Annotated in this window: 18 protein-coding genes; 4 read left to right on the top strand and 14 right to left on the bottom strand. The window is 67.8% G+C overall.

Going from position 1 to position 20,417, the window contains the following annotated elements; genetic code table 11:
* Positions 1–5: 5 nt before the first annotated feature.
* The 8 genes from ABC319_RS03830 to rpsB all read right to left on the bottom strand — a co-directional run bounded on the left by ABC319_RS03830 (position 6) and on the right by rpsB (position 7,307).
* On the bottom strand, positions 6–1,139 hold the full coding sequence (locus ABC319_RS03830) for a M50 family metallopeptidase (protein ID WP_413068961.1): 1,134 nt from the start codon (positions 1,137–1,139) through the stop codon (positions 6–8).
* Complete coding sequence (locus tag ABC319_RS03825) at positions 1,136–2,293, bottom strand: 1-deoxy-D-xylulose-5-phosphate reductoisomerase (protein WP_413068960.1); 1,158 nt, start codon at positions 2,291–2,293, stop codon at positions 1,136–1,138. Before ABC319_RS03825 ends, ABC319_RS03830 begins: the two co-directional genes overlap by 4 nt.
* Positions 2,290–3,033 (bottom strand): phosphatidate cytidylyltransferase, encoded by a 744-nt coding sequence (locus tag ABC319_RS03820; RefSeq protein ID WP_413071601.1) that lies wholly within the window; start codon positions 3,031–3,033, stop codon positions 2,290–2,292. Before ABC319_RS03820 ends, ABC319_RS03825 begins: the two co-directional genes overlap by 4 nt.
* A 74-nt stretch (positions 3,034–3,107) precedes the next feature.
* Positions 3,108–3,824, bottom strand: a complete 717-nt coding sequence (gene uppS, locus ABC319_RS03815) for a polyprenyl diphosphate synthase (RefSeq protein WP_413068959.1) — start codon at positions 3,822–3,824, stop codon at positions 3,108–3,110.
* 118 nt (positions 3,825–3,942) lie between these two features.
* Entirely contained in the window at positions 3,943–4,500 is a 558-nt protein-coding gene (gene frr / locus ABC319_RS03810; RefSeq protein ID WP_413068958.1) for a ribosome recycling factor, read from the bottom strand.
* Positions 4,487–5,227 carry a UMP kinase gene (gene pyrH / locus ABC319_RS03805; RefSeq protein WP_413068957.1) on the bottom strand — a complete coding sequence of 247 codons (741 nt, stop codon included), beginning with the start codon at positions 5,225–5,227 and terminating at the stop codon, positions 4,487–4,489. The genes frr and pyrH overlap by 14 nt, the downstream gene beginning before the upstream one ends.
* A 233-nt stretch (positions 5,228–5,460) precedes the next feature.
* Positions 5,461–6,396 carry a translation elongation factor Ts gene (gene tsf, locus ABC319_RS03800; RefSeq protein ID WP_413068956.1) on the bottom strand — a complete coding sequence of 312 codons (936 nt, stop codon included), beginning with the start codon at positions 6,394–6,396 and terminating at the stop codon, positions 5,461–5,463.
* A gap of 86 nt (positions 6,397–6,482) precedes the next feature.
* The gene (rpsB, locus tag ABC319_RS03795) at positions 6,483–7,307 is read right to left on the bottom strand and encodes a 30S ribosomal protein S2 (RefSeq protein WP_413068955.1); all 825 of its coding nucleotides are present in this window, start codon (positions 7,305–7,307) and stop codon (positions 6,483–6,485) included.
* 315 nt (positions 7,308–7,622) lie between these two features.
* Here rpsB and ABC319_RS03790 point away from each other — a divergent pair, with 315 nt between their 5' ends.
* A complete protein-coding gene (locus ABC319_RS03790; RefSeq protein WP_413068954.1) occupies positions 7,623–7,856 on the top strand; it encodes a hypothetical protein in 234 nt (77 codons plus the stop codon).
* Here the strand turns inward: ABC319_RS03790 and ABC319_RS03785 are convergent.
* From ABC319_RS03785 to ABC319_RS03775, 3 genes are all read right to left on the bottom strand, one after another.
* A complete protein-coding gene (locus tag ABC319_RS03785) occupies positions 7,795–8,553 on the bottom strand; it encodes a CDP-alcohol phosphatidyltransferase family protein (protein ID WP_413071600.1) in 759 nt (252 codons plus the stop codon). The genes ABC319_RS03790 and ABC319_RS03785 overlap by 62 nt on opposite strands.
* 128 nt (positions 8,554–8,681) lie before the next feature.
* The gene (locus ABC319_RS03780; RefSeq protein WP_413068953.1) at positions 8,682–9,419 is read right to left on the bottom strand and encodes a phosphatidylserine decarboxylase; all 738 of its coding nucleotides are present in this window, start codon (positions 9,417–9,419) and stop codon (positions 8,682–8,684) included.
* Between the two features lie 54 nt (positions 9,420–9,473).
* Positions 9,474–10,502: an SGNH/GDSL hydrolase family protein gene (locus tag ABC319_RS03775; protein ID WP_413068952.1), complete on the bottom strand. Its 1,029-nt coding sequence runs from the start codon at positions 10,500–10,502 to the stop codon at positions 9,474–9,476.
* A 182-nt stretch (positions 10,503–10,684) separates the two neighbouring features.
* Between ABC319_RS03775 and ABC319_RS03770 the strand changes: the two genes are divergently transcribed.
* Together ABC319_RS03770 and ABC319_RS03765 are read left to right on the top strand one after the other, a co-directional pair.
* Positions 10,685–11,905 (top strand): NADP-dependent isocitrate dehydrogenase, encoded by a 1,221-nt coding sequence (locus tag ABC319_RS03770; RefSeq protein WP_413068951.1) that lies wholly within the window; start codon positions 10,685–10,687, stop codon positions 11,903–11,905.
* A 253-nt stretch (positions 11,906–12,158) separates the two neighbouring features.
* Positions 12,159–13,934 (top strand): cation:proton antiporter domain-containing protein, encoded by a 1,776-nt coding sequence (locus ABC319_RS03765; protein ID WP_413068950.1) that lies wholly within the window; start codon positions 12,159–12,161, stop codon positions 13,932–13,934.
* Between the two features lie 9 nt (positions 13,935–13,943).
* Here ABC319_RS03765 and ABC319_RS03760 read toward each other — a convergent pair whose 3' ends face one another.
* The 3 genes from ABC319_RS03760 to ABC319_RS03750 all read right to left on the bottom strand — a co-directional run bounded on the left by ABC319_RS03760 (position 13,944) and on the right by ABC319_RS03750 (position 18,992).
* Complete coding sequence (locus ABC319_RS03760; protein WP_413068949.1) at positions 13,944–14,639, bottom strand: hypothetical protein; 696 nt, start codon at positions 14,637–14,639, stop codon at positions 13,944–13,946.
* A 65-nt stretch (positions 14,640–14,704) separates the two neighbouring features.
* On the bottom strand, positions 14,705–17,380 hold the full coding sequence (gene alaS, locus ABC319_RS03755; protein WP_413068948.1) for an alanine--tRNA ligase: 2,676 nt from the start codon (positions 17,378–17,380) through the stop codon (positions 14,705–14,707).
* A 346-nt stretch (positions 17,381–17,726) separates the two neighbouring features.
* Positions 17,727–18,992, bottom strand: coding sequence for a M24 family metallopeptidase (locus ABC319_RS03750; protein WP_413068947.1), 1,266 nt, complete (start codon positions 18,990–18,992; stop codon positions 17,727–17,729).
* A gap of 71 nt (positions 18,993–19,063) precedes the next feature.
* Here ABC319_RS03750 and ABC319_RS03745 point away from each other — a divergent pair, with 71 nt between their 5' ends.
* Positions 19,064–20,413 carry a dicarboxylate/amino acid:cation symporter gene (locus tag ABC319_RS03745; RefSeq protein WP_413068946.1) on the top strand — a complete coding sequence of 450 codons (1,350 nt, stop codon included), beginning with the start codon at positions 19,064–19,066 and terminating at the stop codon, positions 20,411–20,413.
* Positions 20,414–20,417: the final 4 nt, after the last annotated feature.

The raw sequence follows: 20,417 nt of genomic DNA, 5'->3' as shown, positions 1-20,417 counted from the left end.
CTTCCTCAACCAATCAACCCGGCGAGGTTCCGCCACAGTCCCAGCTGGGCCAGATCGTTGAACGTCACCAGGATCATCAACGCCAGGATCGCCGCCAAACCGCCCCGGTACGCCCATTCCTGCACCTGTCCATCGACCGGCCGGCGCCGCACTGCCTCGATCGCATAGAAGAGCAGGTGGCCGCCATCCAGCATCGGCACTGGCAGCAGATTGATGAACCCGAGATTGATGGAAACCAGGGCGATCAGGCCGATGAAGGCGGGCCAGCCGAGGGTCATCTGCTCGCCGGACACCTTGGCGATGCGAAGTGGCCCGCCGAGCTCGTCGACCGACCGTCGGCCGCTGATGATCTGGCCGATCGCGTCGAGCGAGCCGCGAACGATCGAGACCACCTGCTCGGCACCGACGACGGGTGCGCGCAGGATCGACACGGGCCGGTACTCGACCGGCGGGCTGCCGATGCCGACGCGGCCGATCTGGTATTCGTTGCCGAAGCGATCGCGCTGCTTCAGCGTGCCGATCTTTACGGTCGTGCTGGCAGGACGATCGGCGCGGACGAGATCGACGCGGATCGCCTCTCCGGGGCGCATCATCGCGTATTGGGCAATATCGGCAAAGCTCTCGATCGAACGACCGCCCAGCGCCACGATGCGATCGCCCGCACGGAGCCCGGCGGCCGCAGCGGGGCTGCCGGCCACCACCTCGCCGACCATGGGGGGGGCGTAGCGGACGCCGTAGAAATGGGCGAATCCGGCCAGGATCAGGATGGCGACCACGAAGTTGACGACCGGTCCGGCCGCGACGACGATGGCGCGCTGCCACACCGGCTTGGCCTGGAACGTCCGTGCGCGTTCGGCGACCGGCAAGGCGAGCCAGTCGGCGCTGGGCTGGCCGGCGGGGTTCATGTCGCCGGCGAATTTCACATAGCCGCCGAGCGGAAGCCATCCGAATTTCCACCGGGTGCCGCGCCGGTCGGTATAGCCGGCGACCTCGCGCCCGAAGCCGATCGAGAAGGCATCGGCCTTGATCCCGAACCAGCGGCCCGCAAGGTAATGACCCATCTCGTGCACGAACACGAGCGGGCCGATGACCGCGACGAACGCGATCAGGGTCAGCAGAATACCGGGAGCCTCGATCAACGGACGCAATCCTCTACCCGCTCTGCCGCCAGTTCCCTCGCCCGCGCGTCGACGGCGAGTACCGCGTCGAGCGTGTCCGGCGATGGCGGATCGTAGCGCTGCAATATATGTTCGACGATTGCGGCAATTTCGAGGAAGCCGATCCGCCCCCCCAGAAAGGCCGCGACGGCGATCTCGTTGGCGGCGTTGAGGATGGCCGGCGCGGCTCCGCCGGCGTTCACCGCGCTACGCGCCAGCGACAGGGCGCGGAAGCGGGCGGGATCGGGCTCCTCGAAGTCGAGCCGGCCGAGCTTGACCAGATCGAGCGGCTCCATCGGGGTCACCATCCGCTCCGGCCAGGCGAGTGCATGGGCAATGGGCACACGCATATCGGAAGGGCCGAGCTGGGCGAGCATCGATCCGTCGACATAATCGACCAGGCTGTGGATCACCGACTGACGGTGAACGACGATCTCGATCCGGTCGGGGCTGACCGGGAACAGCCGTGCCGCCTCGATTAGTTCCAGCCCCTTGTTCATCATCGTCGCTGAATTGATCGAGATCTTGGCGCCCATCGACCAGTTGGGATGCCGGACCGCTTCCGCCGGGGTGACACGTGCCATCCGCTCCAGCGTGGCGTCGCGGAAAGGCCCGCCGCTGGCGGTGAGCACGATGCGGCGGACCTGATGCGGACGATCGAAGTCGAAGCACTGGAAGATCGCGTTATGCTCGGAGTCGACCGGCAGCAGGCGGGTGCCGTGCCGGGTCACCGCATCCATCACGACGTCGCCGGCGGAAACCAGCGCCTCCTTGTTGGCCAGTGCCACGGTGCCGCCCGCGCGGATCGCCGCCATCGTCGGCGCCAGTCCTGCGCAGCCGACGATCGCCGCCATCGTCCAGTCCGCCCCCGAGGCGCCGGCCTCAACGATCGCCGCGGCGCCGCCCGCCGCGCGGATGCCGGTTCCGGCCAGCGCTTCGCGTAACGCGGGCAGGCAGGCCTCGTCGGCAACGACCGCCAGTTCCGCCCGCGTGCGGCGGGCGGCAGCGGCGAGCTTGGCGACGTCGCAATTGGCCGTCAGGGCGCGGATCCGGAAGCGATCGGGCTCCCGCTCGACCAGATCGAGCGTGGAGCTGCCGACTGAGCCGGTCGCCCCCAGGACGGTGATGGTCTTCACGCCAACAGGACCAGCAGCGCGGCGAGCGGCGCGACCGGCACCACGCCGTCGAGGCGATCGAGCACGCCGCCATGGCCGGGCAGGACATTACCCGAATCCTTCACGCCGGCGCGGCGCTTGATCCAGCTTTCCAAGAGATCGCCGCCCTGTGCCACGACGGCGAGCAGCGGCGTGGCGATCACCAGGCGGAACGGCAGTCCTGCCGCCAGGTGCATGACGAAGGCAAAGGCCGTGGCGAGGAGGATGCCGCCGATCAAACCGGACCAGGTCTTGGCCGGACTGATCCGGGGCGCCAATTTCGGACCGCCGAGCGAACGGCCAGCGAAGAAGGCGCCGATGTCCGTCGCCCAGACCAGCGCCAGCGTCCACAGCGCGAGCACCAGCCCCGATTCGTATCGGCGCAGTACCACGAGGGACAGAACGGGTAGCCCGCAATAGAGGATGCCCAACGCCAGCTGACGCCGGTTGGTGACGATCACGACGAAGAACGCCGCGCCCACGAGCAGGCCCAGGGTGAAGAAGTCATGGACTTCCAGGATCACCGAAGCCGGCGCCATCAATGCCAGCGGAACCGACAGGGCAAACTGGCCAATTCGCTTTTCCCGTGCCGACGCACCGGACAGGTTCGCCCATTCCGCCATCATGAACAGCGCGGCGACGACCGCGAGCAGCCAGAACAGGATACCCCCCGCGGTTAGCGCGACGAGCGCCACGGCGATCATCGCCACGCTGGCCATCATCCGCAACCGGAGGTTGGACGGGGTCCGCAGCTTCTGGTCGGGCGTGGGCAGATCGGGCGTGGGCAAAGGCGCGGTCACAAGCCTCCGTAGCGGCGCTGCCGCTGGCCGAACACCGCGACGGCGTCGGCCAGGGCGTCCGCATCGAAATCGGGCCAGAGCGTGTCGACGAACAGCAGTTCGGCATACGCCGCCTGCCAGAGGAGGAAGTTGGACAGCCGCTGTTCCCCCGACGTGCGGATGACGAGATCGAGCGGCGGCAGATCGGCGGTGTCGAGTTCGGCCTCGATCGCGGCTTCGTCGATCTGGTCGGCGGGCAGGCGTGCGGCGAGGCGACGGGCGGCAGCCGCCAGTTCCGCTTGCGCGCCGTAATTCAGGGCGATGACGAGTAGCGGGCCACTGTTCGATGCGGTCCGCGCGATCGCGTCATCGATCAGGTCGACCAGATCGGGGCTGAATGCGCGATAGTTGCCGATTACCCGCAACCGGACATTCTCTCGTGCCAGTTCGGCGAGGTCGGAACGAATGAAGAAGCGCAGCAGCTTCATCAATTCGCCGATCTCCTCCTCCGGCCGCCGCCAGTTCTCCGACGAGAAGGCGTAGAGGGTCAGGGCCTCGATCCCCATCGCGCGCGCGGCGCGGGTGACGCGGCGGACGGCGTCGACCCCCGCCTTGTGCCCGGCCGCACGAGGCAGGTGCCGGCGCTTCGCCCAGCGACCGTTGCCGTCCATGATGATGGCGACATGGCGCGGAACGGTGCCGTCAGCGGGCGCAAGGACGGGCGCGGTGCTCATGCCGAGGCGCGCCATTCGGACAGGCAGGGCGAGGCCCCTCCGTCCCGCCGGTGCTCCACAGGAGCGCCGGGCCGCTCATGCCCGCAGGATGAGCCAAACAGCTGGCGCTGCCCGCCCGTCACTTGCCCAGGATTTCCTTTTCCTTCGATCCGGCCGCCGCATCGATATCGGCGATCGTCGCGTCGGTGATCTTCTGCAACTCCGTCTCGTGACGCTTGCGCTCGTCTTCGCCGAAAACGTTCTTCTTCTCGTCGGTCTTCAGGCTGTCCATGCCGTCGCGGCGCACGTTGCGAGCGGCGATCCGGGCCTTTTCGGCATACTGGCTGGCAAGCTTCGCCAGTTCCTTGCGACGCTCCTCGGTCAGGTCGGGGATCGGCAGCCGCAGCGTCTGGCCGTCGTTGATCGGGTTGAGGCCGAGCCCGGCGGAACGGATCGCTTTCTCGACCGGACCGACGTTCGACTTGTCCCACACCTGTACCGACAGCATCCGCGGCTCCGGCGCGGACACGGTCGCGACCTGGGTCAGCGGCATGTGGCTGCCATAGACCTCGACGTTGACGGGATCGAGCAGCGTGATCGAGGCGCGGCCGGTACGCAGCCCGCCCAGATCGTGCTTCAGCGCGTCGACGGCGCCGGTCATGCGGCGCTGGATATCGGCCTTGTCATAGGCGGGCATCGATAGTCTCCTGGTTCTGAACGGTCGTCGAGATGCCTTCGCCGCGCAGCACGGCAGCGAAATTGCCGTGTTCGCGGATGTTGAAAACGACGATCGGGATATCGTTGTCGCGGCACAGCGCGATCGCGGAGGCGTCCATGACCTTCAGGTCATCGGACAGCACCTTCGAAAAACTGACCGTTTCGTAGCGGGTGGCGCCGGGCACCTTCTTGGGATCGGCATCGTAGACGCCGTCGACGCTGGTGCCCTTGAAGAGGGCGTCGCACTTCATCTCGGCCGCCCGCAGGGCCGCGCCAGAATCAGTGGTGAAGAACGGACTGCCGACCCCCGCCGCGAAGATCACCACGCGACCTTTTTCCAGGTGCCGCTCGGCGCGGCGACGGATGAAGGGCTCGCAGACGGAGGCCATGGGGATCGCCGACTGCACACGGGTATCGACGCCGATCTGCTCCAGCGCGTTCTGCACCGCCAGCGCGTTCATCACCGTGGCAAGCATGCCCATGTAATCGGCGGTCGCGCGCTCGATGCCCTTGGCCGCGGCGGACAGGCCGCGAAAGATGTTGCCGCCGCCGACGACGACGCAGAGTTCATAACCGGCGCCGCGGACATCCGCGATCTCACCCGCGACGCGAGCGGTGATGACGGGATCGATGGCGAGGCCACCCTCCCCCATCAATACTTCGCCGGAGAGTTTCAGCAGGATTCGTTTGTAGCGGGGTTCGGTCATGCGTCTCGGTCAATTCGGGGGAGCGGCGCGGACCTTAGGCGGGGGGCGATGACCGGGCAAGCCGAGTGCCGCCACTGCACCGGAAATTCATGGCGGATGGGTTGCCGGCGCGGTCGGCCCGCGGATTCCGTGTGATCGGCTCACCCATACGGATCCGCCGCGACGCCCATGCCGGCGCATGGACGCTGGCGACGATGGCGGGGAAAGGACATCGCCCCCTCCCCGCTTCGCGATCACTGACCCTGCGGCACGCCCGAGACGGCGGCGACTTCGGCGGCGAAGTCCGATGCCTCCTTCTCGATGCCCTCACCCAGCTGGAACCGGACATAGTCCTTCAGCACGATCGTGGTACCGGCGTCCTTGCCCGCCTTGGCGACGACGTCGCTGATCTTGGTCTTGCCGTCCATGACGAACAGCTGGCTGACCAGCGCGTGCTCCTTGCGGTACTTGGCGATCGATCCCTCGACCATCTTGGCGACGATGTCGGCCGGCTTGCCGCTCTCGCCCGCCTTCTCGGCAGCGATCGCGCGCTCGCGCTCGATCTCGGCCTCGTCCAGGTCGGCCTCGTTCAGCGCCTTCGGGAACGCGGCGGCGATGTGCATCGCCAACTGCTTGCCGAGACCCTGCAGCACCTCATCCGACGCATCGGATTCGAGCGCGACGAGCACGCCGATCTTGCCGAGACCGGGCGCCTGCGCATTGTGGACGTAGCTGACGACGGCGCCCTTCGTCACTTCGAGGCGCCTGGCGCGACGCAGCGACTGGTTCTCGCCGATCGTGGCGATATTGTTGGTCAGCACGTCGGCGACCGAGGTGCCCGACGGCATCGTCTCCGCCTTCAGCGCCTCGATGTCGTCACCGGTGGCAAGTGCGATCTGCGTCACCTCGCGGACGAACTGCTGGAACTGGTCGTTCTTGGCGACGAAGTCGGTCTCCGAGTTCACCTCGACCGCAGCGCCCTTCGTGCCCGACGTCGCGACGGCGACCAGGCCCTCGGCGGCGGTACGGCTCGACTTCTTCTGCGCGGCGGCAAGCCCCTTGGTGCGCAGCCAGTCGAGTGCGGCGTCCATGTCGCCGGCGGTCTCGTTCAGCGCCTTCTTGCAATCCATCATGCCGGCGCCGCTCTTCTCGCGCAGGTCCTTGACCATCGCTGCCGTGATATCGGCCATGTCTTCAATCCTTCCAGTCTGAATATGCCTGCGGGCGAGGCGAGGCGTTTCGCCCTGCCCCGCCCGCGTGACGATCTGTTGACGCTTCAGGCGTCGATCTGGCGCTCGGTCTCGGCGCCCGCACCCTCGACGGTGGCGGCACCGGTATCCTCGGCGGCAACCTCGACCTGCTCCTCGGCGGGCGGCTCTGCCATCGCGCCGAAGTCGACGCCGCGGCGCTGCTGCTGCTCCTGACCGCCACGGGTCGCGGCGATCGCGATCGCCTCGCAGTACAGGCGGATGGCGCGGGCGGCATCGTCGTTGGCGGGAACCGGGAAGGCGATGCCGTCCGGCGACACGTTCGAATTGAGGATGGCGACAACGGGGATGCCGAGCGTGTTGGCTTCCTTGATCGCCAGCTCTTCCTTGTTAGCGTCGATCACGAACATGACGTCGGGCACGCCGCCCATGTCACGGATACCGCCCAGCGACAGCTCCAGCTTGTCGCGCTCGCGGGTCAGCTGCAGCACTTCCTTCTTGGTCAGGCCGTGGGTGTCGCCCGACAGCTGCTCCTCGAGGTTCTTCAGGCGCTTGATCGAGTTCGAGATCGTCTTCCAGTTGGTGAGCATGCCGCCCAGCCAGCGATGGTTGACGAAATGCTGGCCGGCGCGGCGAGCCGAATCGGCGATCGGCTCCTGCGCCTGGCGCTTGGTGCCGACGAACAGGACCTTGCCGCCGCCGGCGACGGTCGACGAGACGAACTCGAGCGCGCGGGCGAAGAGGGGGACGGTCTGCGACAGATCGAGAATATGGACCCCGTTGCGGTCGCCGAAGATGTAAGGCTTCATCTTCGGGTTCCAGCGATGGGTCTGGTGGCCGAAGTGCGCGCCGGTCTCGATAAGCTGCTGCATGGTGACGACAGGTGCCGCCATAGATAATTCCTTCCGGTTAAAGCCTCTGGGAAGCGGATGACGCGGCGGCTGAAAGCCTGCGCACCGGTGTATGATGCTTCCCATGCGGAGTTGAGGCGCGCGGCTTAGCGCAGAGCCATCCCGTACGCAACTGCTTGACACCGGGAACGCAAGTGGAACATAAGGTGTTCAACAGAGGCACATCGGGTCAAACACCGCAATTTCGGTGCTAAATGCCGTAAAAACAGGCGTTTATCCGTCGTTTTTCGGAACCTGAACGTGCGTCTGCCGGTTTTCGAACGTCGATTGAATGGCGTTCGCGTCAGGGAGGCGAACATGGCGGTCATCAGTGTTCTGGTTTTTGCAGGTGCGATGGGGTTGGCGGCGTCGGTGATCCTGGCGTCGGTATTGCCGCAGTGGCGCCGTATCCTGCGGTTGGCCTCCGGCCAGGTCGAGGCATCCTTCTCTCCGCTGCGCGAACTGGCGCAGGCAGAGCGGCGGATCGCCGTCAGGCGGTGGGCGGCGACGCCGGTTCCTGTTGCGATCCGTCACCTGCGCGAAGCCGCCTGACCCGGCCGTAGCTGGCGATGCTGAACGGCAGCGTCGCCAGATAGAGAACGGCGATGATGCTGAGCGTGTGCCACGGAGCGGTGGTGAGCGCCGCGCCCAGCAGGACAACTCCGGCCAGCGCCTCGAACCGGATGCTTCGACGCAGGCGCAGCGACGACCAAGAGAAGGTCGCCACGCTGGATACCATCAGCACCGCAACGAACGCGACCCATGGCGCGACGATATAGGGATTGGTGAACAGCGGCTCGTCCGTCCACAACCAGAAGAACAGCGGCAACAGGGCCAGCCCCGCTCCCGCCGGTGCCGGAACGCCGGTCAGGAAACCGGCGGACTTGTGGGGCTGTTCGGTCTCGTCGATCTTGGCGTTGAACCGCGCCAGTCGGAGCGCGCAGAAGACCGCCAGGAGCAGCGAACACATCCAGCCGATCCGCGGCAGCGCTGCCAGCGACCACAAATACATGATGAGGGCCGGCGCCACGCCGAACGAGATCGCGTCGGAGAGCGAGTCAAGTTCGGCACCGAAGCGACTCTCCCCACGCAACAGCCGGGCTATCCGGCCGTCGATGCCATCGAGTACCCCCGCGACCATGATCATCGCCGCGGCCTGTTCCCACTGACCGGCAATGGCGAAACGCACGCCGGACAGGCCGGAACAGAGTGCCAGTGCGGTGACCGCGTTGGGCGCGATCGCGCGCAGCGGCAGGCCGCGCGGCGGACGGGAAAAGCGGCCGCCGGCGCGAAAGGCGGCGGTGCGTGGGCCGATACCCTTGATCTTGTCGGCCCGCCTCGGCTCCGCGTCGTCGGCTCCTTGCGCGGCCGGATCGCTCACTGCGAGATGCCTGCGACGACGATACCGTCGACGCGACCGATCACCGTCTCGCCCGCGATCGTTCGCTGGCCGAGCGTAACCTGGGGAGCGCAATCGTCGGGCAGGTAGACGTCGACCCGGCTGCCGAAGCGGATCAGGCCGATGCGCTGGCCCGTCGCGACCATGTCGCCCGGCTTCACGAAGGGCACGATGCGGCGCGCCACCAGCCCGGCGATCTGGGTGAAGCCGACGCGGCGAACAGTGCCGTCGGCGAGCGGGCGGCCTTCGACCACGATGTGCTGACGCTCGTTCTCGTCGGATGCCTTGTCGAGATCGGCATTGAGGAACTTGCCCGAGATATAGACGACCTGGCGGATGGTGCCGGCGATCGGCGTGCGGTTGATATGGACGTCGAACACCGACATGAACATCGACACGCGGACCAGCGGTGCCTCTCCCAGATCGCCGACCAGTTCGCGTGGAACGGGCACCCGCTGGATCATCGTCACCAGCCCGTCCGCCGGAGCGACGATCAGTCCGTCCCCCTGAGGCGTGGTACGGACGGGATCGCGGAAGAAGGCGAGTACCCAGATCGTGACGCCGATCATCGGCCAGAACAGGACGTTCGAGACGATGGTCAGCAACATGGTGATGCCAAGGGAGATGGCGGCGTATTTGCGGCCTTCGGGGTGGACGGTGGGGAAGCGCCACTTCACCGTCGTGGTCGCCACCGGCGGCTTTTCAAGCGAGGTCATGGCGCCGGGGTGTACCTGCCCCGGCGCCTCGTGACAATCGCGCGACCGCTGACATCAGGCAAAGGCCACCCTCATCTGCCGTCGGCGGTAGCGGAGGGCCGTGGCTGCCATGCCGAAGCCGAGCAGCATCATCGCCCAGGTAGCCGGTTCGGGCACTACCGCGACGCCGATCTGGTTGCCGATCCCCTGGGCGATGGCGAAGTGGATCTGCGAGGTGGGATGGATGGAGTCGAAATAGACATTGTCCTCGCATCCCGATGCGGGGGACGGTGGTACGAGGCAGGGATTGCGGCGGTCGAGCGCCACCGGCAATCCATAGGCGCCGGGATCGGCGTAGAGCGTCTTCTGATACGAGAAGAGGTCGAAGAAGCTGGCATTGGCGCCCGTCGTCCGGCCGAACCCCGCGACGACTTGGGCAAACGCGTCGTTCAGGCCGGAGGACAATTGCGTACCGGCGGTGGCCAGCGCGCTCGATCCGATGCTCGTCACGGCGGGAATCTGGCCGATATCGGGAAGGCCCGTGACGACGAAGTTCCGCGCGCCACTCGCGTAGAGTTCACCGAGACCGGCGGTCAGTGCCGCGACGGCGGGCGCGAGCGTCGGCTGATAACCCGGCGTGGTGCCCAAAGCGCTCAACTGCGCGCGGACATCGTTGCCGCCCAGCGTCACCAGAACGAGCGCGTCGTCACCGAATTGCTGACCGCTCGACCTGAACGAGGCGATTTGCTCAAGAAAACTGGGGCTTGCGTCGCCAGCGACCTCTGCGGCCTGAGCGCCGCCGACCGAGAAGTTCAGCCCGCCTCTCTCCGACGCCGTGGCTGGGCCGCCGTTGATGCCGACGGACAGATAATCAGCGAAGTTGTAGCCATTGGAGAAGCGTCCGGCGAAATAGCCGAGGCTGGCCGGTGCCGGATCCTCTCCCTTCGCCAGAGCACGCAACGTTTGCGCGTTGCCGGAATCCACGAGGCTGTCGCCGAACACGAAGAGCCGGCTGTACGGCTGTTCCTGGGCCGTCGCCGGTACCGCCGTCGCACCGAGCAACAGGGCCAGCGCGGCGCCATATCCGATCTGTATCGAACGCATCGTCCTCTCCTCTATCCGGCCACGCGGCCATCCCATGTTGTCGATCATGGTTACCGGCCTGCAACGGCTCCGGAGCCTTCGCGTTCCGGCGGCGGACTGCCGCTGCCCCGTTGCCAGTGGCAGGTCTGTTGCCTAGACGCGGGCCATCCTGTTTTTTCCCATTTGCCAAGGACCGAGAACGCATGGCCAAGATCACGGTGAAGACGCCCGTCGTGGAGATCGACGGCGACGAGATGACCCGGATCATCTGGGAGTGGATCCGCGAGCGTCTGATCAAGCCGTATCTCGACATCCAGCTCGACTATTACGACCTGGGCGTCGAGAACCGCGATGCGACCGACGACCAGGTCACGGTCGATTCGGCACATGCGACGCAGAAATACGGCGTCGCGGTGAAGTGCGCGACGATCACCCCGGACGAAGCGCGGGTCGAGGAATTCGGCCTGAAGAAGATGTGGAAGTCGCCCAACGGCACGATCCGCAACATCCTGGGCGGCGTCATCTTCCGCGAGCCGATCGTCATCAAGAACGTGCCCCGGCTGATCCCCGGCTGGACTCACCCGATCGTCGTCGGTCGTCATGCTTTCGGCGACCAGTACAAGGCGACCGACTTCGTCGTGCCCGGCAAGGGCAAGCTGACGATGAAGTGGGAAGGCGAGGACGGCCAAAAGATCGAGCACGAGGTGTTCGACTTCCCGGCGGGCGGTGTCGCGATGGGCATGTACAATCTCGACGGATCGATCCGCGATTTCGCGCGCGCCAGCATGAACTATTCGCTGGGGCGCGGCTGGCCGCTGTACCTGTCGACCAAGAACACGATCCTGAAGGCGTATGACGGCCGCTTCAAGGACCTGTTCGCCGAGATCTTCGAGGCGGAGTTCAAGGACCAGTTCGCCGCCGCCGGCATCGTCTACGAACACCGCCTGATCGATGACATGGTCGCCAGCGCGCTGAAGTGGAACGGCGAGTTCGTGTGGGCGTGCAAGAACTACGACGGCGACGTGCAGTCGGATCAGGTCGCGCAGGGCTTCGGCTCGCTGGGGCTGATGACGTCGGTGCTGATGACCCCCGACGGCAAGACGATCGAGGCGGAGGCGGCGCACGGCACCGTTACCCGCCATTATCGCCAGCACCAGCAGGGCAAGGCGACCTCGACCAACCCGATCGCCTCGATCTTCGCCTGGACCGGCGGCCTGAAGTATCGCGGCAAGTTCGACGACACGCCCGACGTGACCCGCTTCGCCGAGACGCTGGAGCGCGTGTGCATCGAGACGGTCGAGAACGGCCACATGACCAAGGACCTGGCGATCCTGATCGGCCCGGACCAGCCGTGGATGACCACCGAGCAGTTCTTCGAGCAGGTCCGCCTGAACCTGGAAACTGCGATGGGCAGCTGGGCCTGAACCCCGGCCGGGTCTGCTGCGGCAAATGGCCGCGGCAGACCCGCTCTGTCCAGAGCGGCGCAGCTCTATGGTCGGGTGCCGGCACCCTTTGCTCCGCCTTACCGCGATCCGAAAACTGACGGCTGCTGCATACCGACGATGCCGGTCTTCGCGCGGCGCGGCTGGTCAGGCAACAAGCCTGATCGTGGAGGTGATGCCGCTGGCGCCGGCACCGTACTGACAATCCGATGCGACTGACGCTAAGGTCGATGTCATGGCGATCGGGTTAGACAATGCGGCATTCAGCGATGCGCTGGTGATATTGGGTGCGGCCGGGCTGGTGATCCCCGCCTTCGCCCGGTTCCGCATCAGCCCGGTCATCGGGTTCATTCTGGTCGGCGTGGCCGTGGGGCCGGCGGGTCTGGGAACGCTGACCGACCGATTTCCCTGGCTATATTACGTCACGATCAGCGACCGGGAGTCGATCGCGCCCTTTGCCGAGTTCGGCATCGTGCTGCTGCTGTTCTCGATCGGACTGGAGCTGTCGTTCAAGCGTCTGTGGGCGATGCGGCGGCTGGTGTTCGGCGTGGGCTTTGCCGAACTGGCCGGGTCGGCGGTGCTGATCGGGCTGGCGCTGCACCTGCTCGGCCAGGGCGGCGCCGGCGCTGCGGGGCTGGGATTGGCGTTGGCGCTCTCCTCGACGGCGCTGGTACTGCCGCTGGTCGGGACCACCAGTGCGGTGGGACGGTCAGCATTCGGCATGCTGTTGTTCGAGGATCTGGCGCTGGTGCCGATCATCTTCGTGCTGGGCGCGATGGCACCGGCTGCGGCCGGAGGCGACGGCTGGAACAGCATCGGCGGGGTCGCGCTGAGCGGCGCGCTGACCGTGGTTGGGATGTATATCGGCGGACGTATCGTGCTCCCCAGGCTGTTCGCGCAGGCCGCGCGAACGAAGAGCCCGGAGCTGTTCCTGGCGGCATCGCTGCTGGTGGTGATCGTTGCATCGGTCGCGACCACGGCTGCGGGGCTGTCGCCGATCGTCGGGGCGCTGCTCGCCGGACTGCTGATCGCCGAGACGGAGTATCACAGCGAGGTCGAGGTAATTACCGCGCCGTTCAAGGGGCTGGCGCTGGGCGTGTTCCTGATCACGGTGGGCATGGACCTGGACCTGCGATCGATCGCGGCGAACTGGTCGCCGCTATTGCTGGCGGTGGTCGGCGTGGTTGCGGTGAAGGCGATCGTCACCTTCCTGCTGCTGAGGGTCGGACAGGCGCGGCTGGGAACGGCGGCCGAGACGGGGCTGCTGATGGGCAGCCCGTCGGAGACGACACTGATCGTGCTGGCGACGGCGGCGCAGGCGCAGCTGATCATGCCGTCGACCGCGGCCTTCTGGCAGACGGTGACGTCGATCGGCCTGACGATCACGCCGCTGCTGGCGAAGGCGGGCCGGCTGGTGGCGCGGCGGATCGAGGCGCGATCGCTGGAGCCGATCGACATCGCCCCCGTCGAGGGGCCGGGCACGATCCTGATCGGGTTCGGGCGGGTCGGCCGGATGGTGGCCGACATGCTGACGGCGCATGGCCAGCCCTATCTGGCGGTCGAGGCGGATATCGACACGGTGTCGCAGGCGCGGTCGGCGGGGTATCCGGTGATGTTCGGCGATATCGCGCGTAACGAACTGGTCGACCGGTTGAACCTGGCGGAAGCGCGCGCCCTGATCCTGACGATGGACGATCCGGTGCTGACGGTGCGGCTGGCGCGGCGGATGCGGGCGCTGTCGGCGACGCTGCCGATCATCGCCCGCGCGCGCGATGCCGCCCATGCGGCCGAGCTGTATCGCGCCGGAGTGACCGATGCCGTCCCGGAGACACTGGAGAGTTCCCTGCAATTGTCGGAAGCGGTGCTGGTCGACCTGGGGGTGGCGATGGGGCCGGTGATCGCATCGATCCACGAGAAGCGCGACGAGCTGCGCCAGCTGATCCGGCGTGAGGCTGCCCTGGAGCGTGAGCCGCGCATCCGGCGGGTGCGCAAGGGGCAGATACCGACCTGATCGGCGGGCCTATTTGTCCTTGTCGTCGTACCAGCCGAACGGGAGCAGGCGATCGGCCAGCGCCTTGGCGCCTGCCCGGTCGCCACGGCGGAGCGGAGCGAGGACGGCGATGACCGAGCGCTGGATGATCCGGTCGAGCGGTGTCGGCGTCGGCGCGCGGGCTGCGGCCTCGAGCAGCTGAAAACCGCGGGCGTCGCCGGGATCGAAGTTGATCCGGAGCAGCCCCGACAACCCGGCGAAGAAGGCACGATCGCCACCCAGTGCGACGCTGCGGTCGAGCGCGGCCATGCCGACATTCTCCCGCGCTCCGGCGACGGCCCGGGCGACGAAGCGGCCGACATGGGAGATGATGCCGAGGTGCCAGGCGCCCAGGCCGGCCTGCGCCTCCGCATTGCGGGGAAAACGGCCGACGACCTGTTCGAACTGACGCCGGGCGGTCATCGCCTCCGACCGGTTGCCGGTGAGCTTGGCACGGTAGCCGAGCGCGATCACGGCCAGGACGGCGGCGTCCTGATCGTCAGGGTCGCGGGCGGCGGCGGCCAGCGAGGCGGCACGTGCCCGGTCGATGCGGGCGAGTGCCACCGGGCCGCTGCGGTCCTGGAACGCGGCCTGGGTCAGCAGGTCGCGCGCGCTCTGGGGGGCGGCGGCCTGTGGCAGGGCGATGGCGAACAGCGGTATCAGCGCACACGTCGATCCAAACCGCATCCATCATCCTCTATCGTCGCGCCTATTGTGCCGCATGACAGGGCAGGCATCATGACCCAAACGGATCAGGCGCCGCCCGGCTCCGTCGACAGGGCGACGCGGATCGCCGCGACGGCGTCCGCCGCCTTCGCGCCGTCGGGACCGCCGCCCTGCGCCATGTCCGGCCGGCCGCCGCCGCCCTGCCCGCCGAGTACGGCCACCGCGGTGCGGAGCAGATCGACAGCGTTGTGCGCCGCGACCAGATCGGGCGTGACGCCGACCGCAACGGACGCACGACCGTCGTTCACCGCGACGATCGCGGCGATGCCCGAGCCCATCCGCTGCCTGGCATCGTCGACCGCGCCGCGCAGCCCCTTCGCCTCGAACCCTTCGAGGACCTGACCGACGAAGGAAACGCCGCCGACCTGCTCGGGACCGGCGGGCGCGCCGCCCTGACCGCCGCCGAGCGCCAGCGCCTTCTTGGCCTCGGCCAGTTCGCGTTCCAGCCGGCGACGATCGTCGAGCAAAGCGGCAATCCGGCCGGGCACCTCGTCGGGCGTCGAGCGCAAGGCCGACGCCGCCTCGCGCAGGGTCTCGTCGCGGTGCGACAGATAGGCGCGGGCGCCCTCGCCGGTCAGCGCCTCGACCCGGCGGACGCCGGAGGAGACGGCCCCCTCCCCCACCACCTTGAACAGGCCGATCTCGCCCAGCGCACCGACATGGGTGCCGCCGCAGAGTTCGAGGGAGTAGGTGCCGTCAGCGTCCTGACCCATCGATACGACACGAACCTCGTCACCATATTTCTCGCCGAACAGCGCCATGGCGCCTTCCTGGATCGCCTCGTCGGGGGTCATCAGGCGGGTCACGACGGGGCCGTTGCCGCGGACCTGCTCGTTCACCCGCAGCTCTACCTCGGCGATGTCGGCCGGGGTCATCGCGACCGGTTGCGAGAAGTCGAAGCGCAGGCGGTCGGGCGCGACCAGCGAACCCTTCTGCGCGACATGGGTGCCCAGCCGCTGGCGCAGCGCCTCGTGCAGGAGGTGGGTCGCGGAGTGATTGGCGCGGATCGCGGCACGACGGGTCAGGTCGATGGCGAGCCGGACGGGGTCGCCGACCTTGATCTCGCCCGCCTCGACCAGCGTGTGGTGGACCCAGACCCGGCCGAGCTGCTTCGACGTATCGGTGACCTGCGCCCGCAGTCCGTTGTCGGCGGAGATGGTGCCGGCATCGCCGACCTGGCCGCCGCTCTCCCCGTAGAAGGGCGTCTGGTTGACGACCACCGACACGGTGTCGCCGGTCTGGGCGGCATCGACCCGCTGGCCGTCCCTGACCAGCGCCAGCACCTCGCCCTCGCCGACATCGTTGGCGTAGCCGGTGAACTCGGTCGAGCCGTGCTGCTCGGCGATGTCGAACCAGATATCGTCGGACGCCTTGGCGCCCGATCCCTTCCACGCTGCACGGGCGGCGCGCTTCTGTTCGGCCATCGCGGCGTCGAAGCCGGCGCGGTCGACGGCGAGGCCCTGCGCACGCAAGGCGTCCTCCGTCAGGTCATAGGGGAAGCCGAACGTGTCGTAGAGGCGGAACGCCGTCTCGCCCGACAGGGTGCCGCCGGCCGGTAGCGTCGCCGTCGCGTCGTCGAGCAGCTTCAGGCCACGATCGAGCGTCTGGCGGAAGCGCGTCTCCTCCTGCTGCAGCGTCGCCTCGATCAGGGGCTGTGCGCGGACCAGCTCGGGATAAGCGGCGCCCATCTCGGCCACCAGCGCGGGGACCAGCCGGTGCATCAGCGGCTCCTTCGCGCCGAGCAGATGGGCGTGGCGCATCGCGCGGCGCATGATCCGGCGCAGGACATAGCCGCGGCCTTCATTGGCCGGCAGCACGCCGTCGGCGACCAGGAAGCCGGCCGAGCGCAGGTGATCGGCGATGATCCGGTGCGACGCCTTCATGTCGCCGGCCGGATCGCTGTGGGTCAGCGCCGACGACGCGGCAATGAGCGCGCGGAACGTGTCCGTATCGTAATTGTCGTGGACGCCCTGCAGCACCGCGGCGATCCGTTCCAGCCCCATGCCGGTGTCGATCGACTTGCGCGGCAGTTCGGCGACGATCTCGTTCGCCTCCTGCTCGTACTGCATGAACACCAGGTTCCAGATCTCGACGAAGCGGTCACCATCCTCGTCCGGGCTGCCCGGCGGGCCTCCGGGGATGTGGTCGCCGTGATCGAAGAAGATCTCCGAACAGGGACCGCACGGGCCGCTGTCGCCCATCGCCCAGAAATTGTCCTTGGTGGCGATGCGGATGATCCGGTCGTCGGGCAGGCCGGCGACCTTGCGCCACAGGTCGAACGCCTCGTCGTCGGTGTGATAGACGGTGGCGGTCAGACGCGCGGGATCAATGCCCCACTCCTTGGTCAGCAACGCCCAGGCGTGGACGATCGCCTGTTCCTTGAAATAGTCGCCGAACGAGAAATTGCCGAGCATCTCGAAGAAGGTGTGGTGGCGCGCGGTGTAGCCGACATTGTCGAGGTCGTTGTGCTTGCCGCCCGCGCGGACCGACTTCTGCGAGCTGGTCGCGGTGACGTAGGGGCGGCTTTCCAGCCCGGTGAAGACGTTCTTGAACGGCACCATGCCGGCATTGACGAACATCAGCGTCGGATCGTTCTGCGGCACCAGCGGCGCCGAGGGCACCACCTGATGGCCGTGGCGGCCGAAATAATCGAGGAAGCCGCGGCGAATGTCGTTGGTCGACACGAAGGAGGGCGAGGTCATGCGCGTCGGCTTAGGCGAGAGCGCCGGTTGCCTCAAGCGGGTGCTGCACGAGGGAGTGGGACGGCGCGAATGTTGAGGAAGTTTCGGGTTGCGGAGGGTTCGGGCGGCGAATGTTGAGGCGGGCTCCCGGCGAATGTTGAGGATGTTGCGGGTTGCCGGGCGCGAACGTTGTGGGTGGCGGAACGGCGTCAGACGCGCGGATTCGACGAACGCGATGAAGCGGGGGCGGGTCAGGTCGCCGGTCGGATGCGATGCATGAGGCATTGGCGGAGGATACCGCGGATCGCGGGTCGTAGGACAGCGGTCGGCCGCCGAAACTGCCAGCACGGTGGCGCGACATGGGGTATCAAACCGGCGCGTCCAGCGATGCCGGCGGGGTGCTGAACCAGCGCGGGCCGGCGGGGGTCATGTGGAAACAGTCCTCTAGGCGGACACCGAAGCGGCCGGGCAGGTACAGGCCGGGTTCGTCGGAGAAGCACATGCCGGCTGCCAGCGGCGTCGCCTCGCCGTGGACGAGGTTGACGGGCTCGTGCCCGTCCATGCCGATGCCGTGCCCGGTGCGGTGCGACAGGCCCGGCAGGCGGTAGCCGGGGCCATAGCCGAGCGTTTCGTAGAAGGCGCGGACGGCGTCGTCGACGCGGCCGGCGGGGGTGCCGATGCGGGCGGCGGCGAAGGCGACCTGCTGGCCACGGGCGACGTGATTCCAGACGGTGCGCTGTTCCCGCGTGGCGGTGCCGTGGACCCAGGTCCGCGACACGTCGGACTGGTAGCCCTGCACCGTGCAGCCGCAATCCATCAGGACGACCTGGCCATCGGCAATGCGCGTCACCTCGCGGCTGCCATGCGGCAGGGCGGCGGCCGGGCCGATCAGGGCCAGCGCAAACTCGGGATCACCACCCAGTGCGCTGGTCGCGGCGTTCATCAGCGCGCCGATCTCCGCACCCGTCATCCCCTTCTCGACGCGCGGCTGCGTCCAGCGATAGGCGGCGATGGTGACGTCAGTAGCGCACTGCATCAGCGCGATTTCCGCCGGCGTCTTGATCAGGCGGCAGCCGCGGACGACCGGGCTGGCGGACACCAGCCTGGCGCCGGGCAACGCGCGGGCGAGACCGTCGAAGGCGAAGAAGCGCGCGGTCTCCTCGATCCCGACCGGGCGGCCGGCGAGCCGGCGATCGGCGAGGAAGCCGGCGACGAGGCGGAGCGGATCCTGATCCTCCTGCCAGACGCGGACCTCGGCGGGGATCGCCAGCGTCTGGCGGACCGACGGCTCCTCGAAGAAGGGGGTAACGATGCAGGGAGTGCCCTCGACCGGGAGGATCGCGGCGGTGAGCCGCTCGCTCCGGCCCCAGCGGACGCCGGTGAAATAGACGAGCGACGATCCCGGTTCGATCAGGACGGCGCCGATGCCGTTCGCCTTCATCAGCGCCTGGGCCCGTGTCAGCCGGCGCGCGCGCTCCGCGGCGTCGATCGGCCGGGCGCCGGTGGTGATGTCGCGCAGCGCCGACAGGTCCGGCCCGGCGGCGCGCAGGATGCCGGATGTCGCCAGCAGCGGCACCGCGGCGGCGGCGGACAGGAGCGAGCGGCGGGTGATGCCGGGGGGCGCGAAGGGCATCGGCGATCGATACGGCGCTTGACCCGGCGGCGACAATCCCCTTCGCTCGCACCGATTGTCGGGAGTATCGGATGGCCACGCGGCTCACTTACTGGATTATGATCGGGCTGGTGCTGGGCCTGGTGGTCGGATGGGGACTGCATCTGGCGATCGACGACGGCGGGGCGGCGTCGGCGGCACGGCTGACCGACATCGCCGGCTATTTCTCGATCCTGACGACGCTGTTCCTGCGGCTGATCAAGATGATCATCGCGCCGCTCGTGTTCTCGACGCTGGTCGTCGGCATCGCGCATATGGGCGATACCGCGGCGCTGGGCCGGGTGGGCGCCAAGAGCCTGGGCTGGTTCGTGTGCGCCAGCCTGTTGTCGCTGACGCTGGGGCTGATCCTGGTCAACGTGCTGCAACCCGGCGTCGGGCTGGCATTGCCGATCCCGCCCGCGATCGCGGCGAGCGGGGTGGAGCGGACCGCATTCGACCTGAAGACCTTCGTCGGGCACATCGTGCCGCAGTCGATGATCGAGGCGATGGCGACCAACGAGATCCTGCAGATCGTCGTCTTCTCGATATTCGTCGGCGTGGCGATCACCGCCGTGGGCGAGAAGGCGGCGCCGCTGGTCCGCGCGGTCGAGGCGCTGGTCGCGGTGATGTTGCAGATCACCAACTACGTCATGCGCTTCGCACCGGTCGCGGTGTTCGCGGCGGTCGCCTCGACACTGGCCGAGCGCGGGCCGGGCGTGCTGGGCGACCTGGCCTATTTCATGGGCAGCTTCTACCTGGGGCTGGGGGTGCTGTGGCTGGCGTTGATCGGCATCGCGTTCGCGCTGATCGGGCCGCGGACGCGGCTGCTGGTGCGGTATATCCGCGATCCCCTGATCCTGGCGTTCTCGACCGCCTCGTCGGAGGCGGCCTATCCGCGGACGCTGGAGGCGCTGGACAAGTTCGGCGTGCCGCCGCGGATCGCCAGCTTCGTGCTGCCGCTCGGCTATTCGTTCAACCTCGACGGGTCGATGATGTACATGACGTTCGCGTCGCTGTTCATCGCGCAGGCATATGGCATCGACCTGTCGCTGGGCGAACAGATCACCATGCTGCTGGTGCTGATGGTGACGTCGAAGGGGATCGCGGGGGTGCCGCGGGCATCGCTGGTGGTGATCGCGGGGACGCTGTCGCTGTTCAAGATCCCGGAGGCGGGGCTGCTGCTGATCCTGGCGGTCGACCATTTCCTCGACATGGGACGGTCGGCGACGAACGTGGTCGGCAACGCGATCGCGGCCTCCGTCGTGGCGAAATGGGAGGGCGGACTGGACGAGCACGAGGCCCCCGACATCGTCGCCGCGGCCGCGCCGAGCGGCGGCGGGCCGGCGGTGGCCGTCGACAGCTTCGACGCGATCGAGCCGGGGCAGACGCCGCCCCGGCCCTGATGAC

Origin of the sequence: Sphingomonas phoenicis (assembly GCF_047238005.1) — a bacterium.
Classification (GTDB): Bacteria; Pseudomonadota; Alphaproteobacteria; order Sphingomonadales; family Sphingomonadaceae; genus Sphingomonas.
Note: the sequence above shows the minus strand (reverse complement) of the source record. Positions and strands in the feature narration are given on the sequence as shown.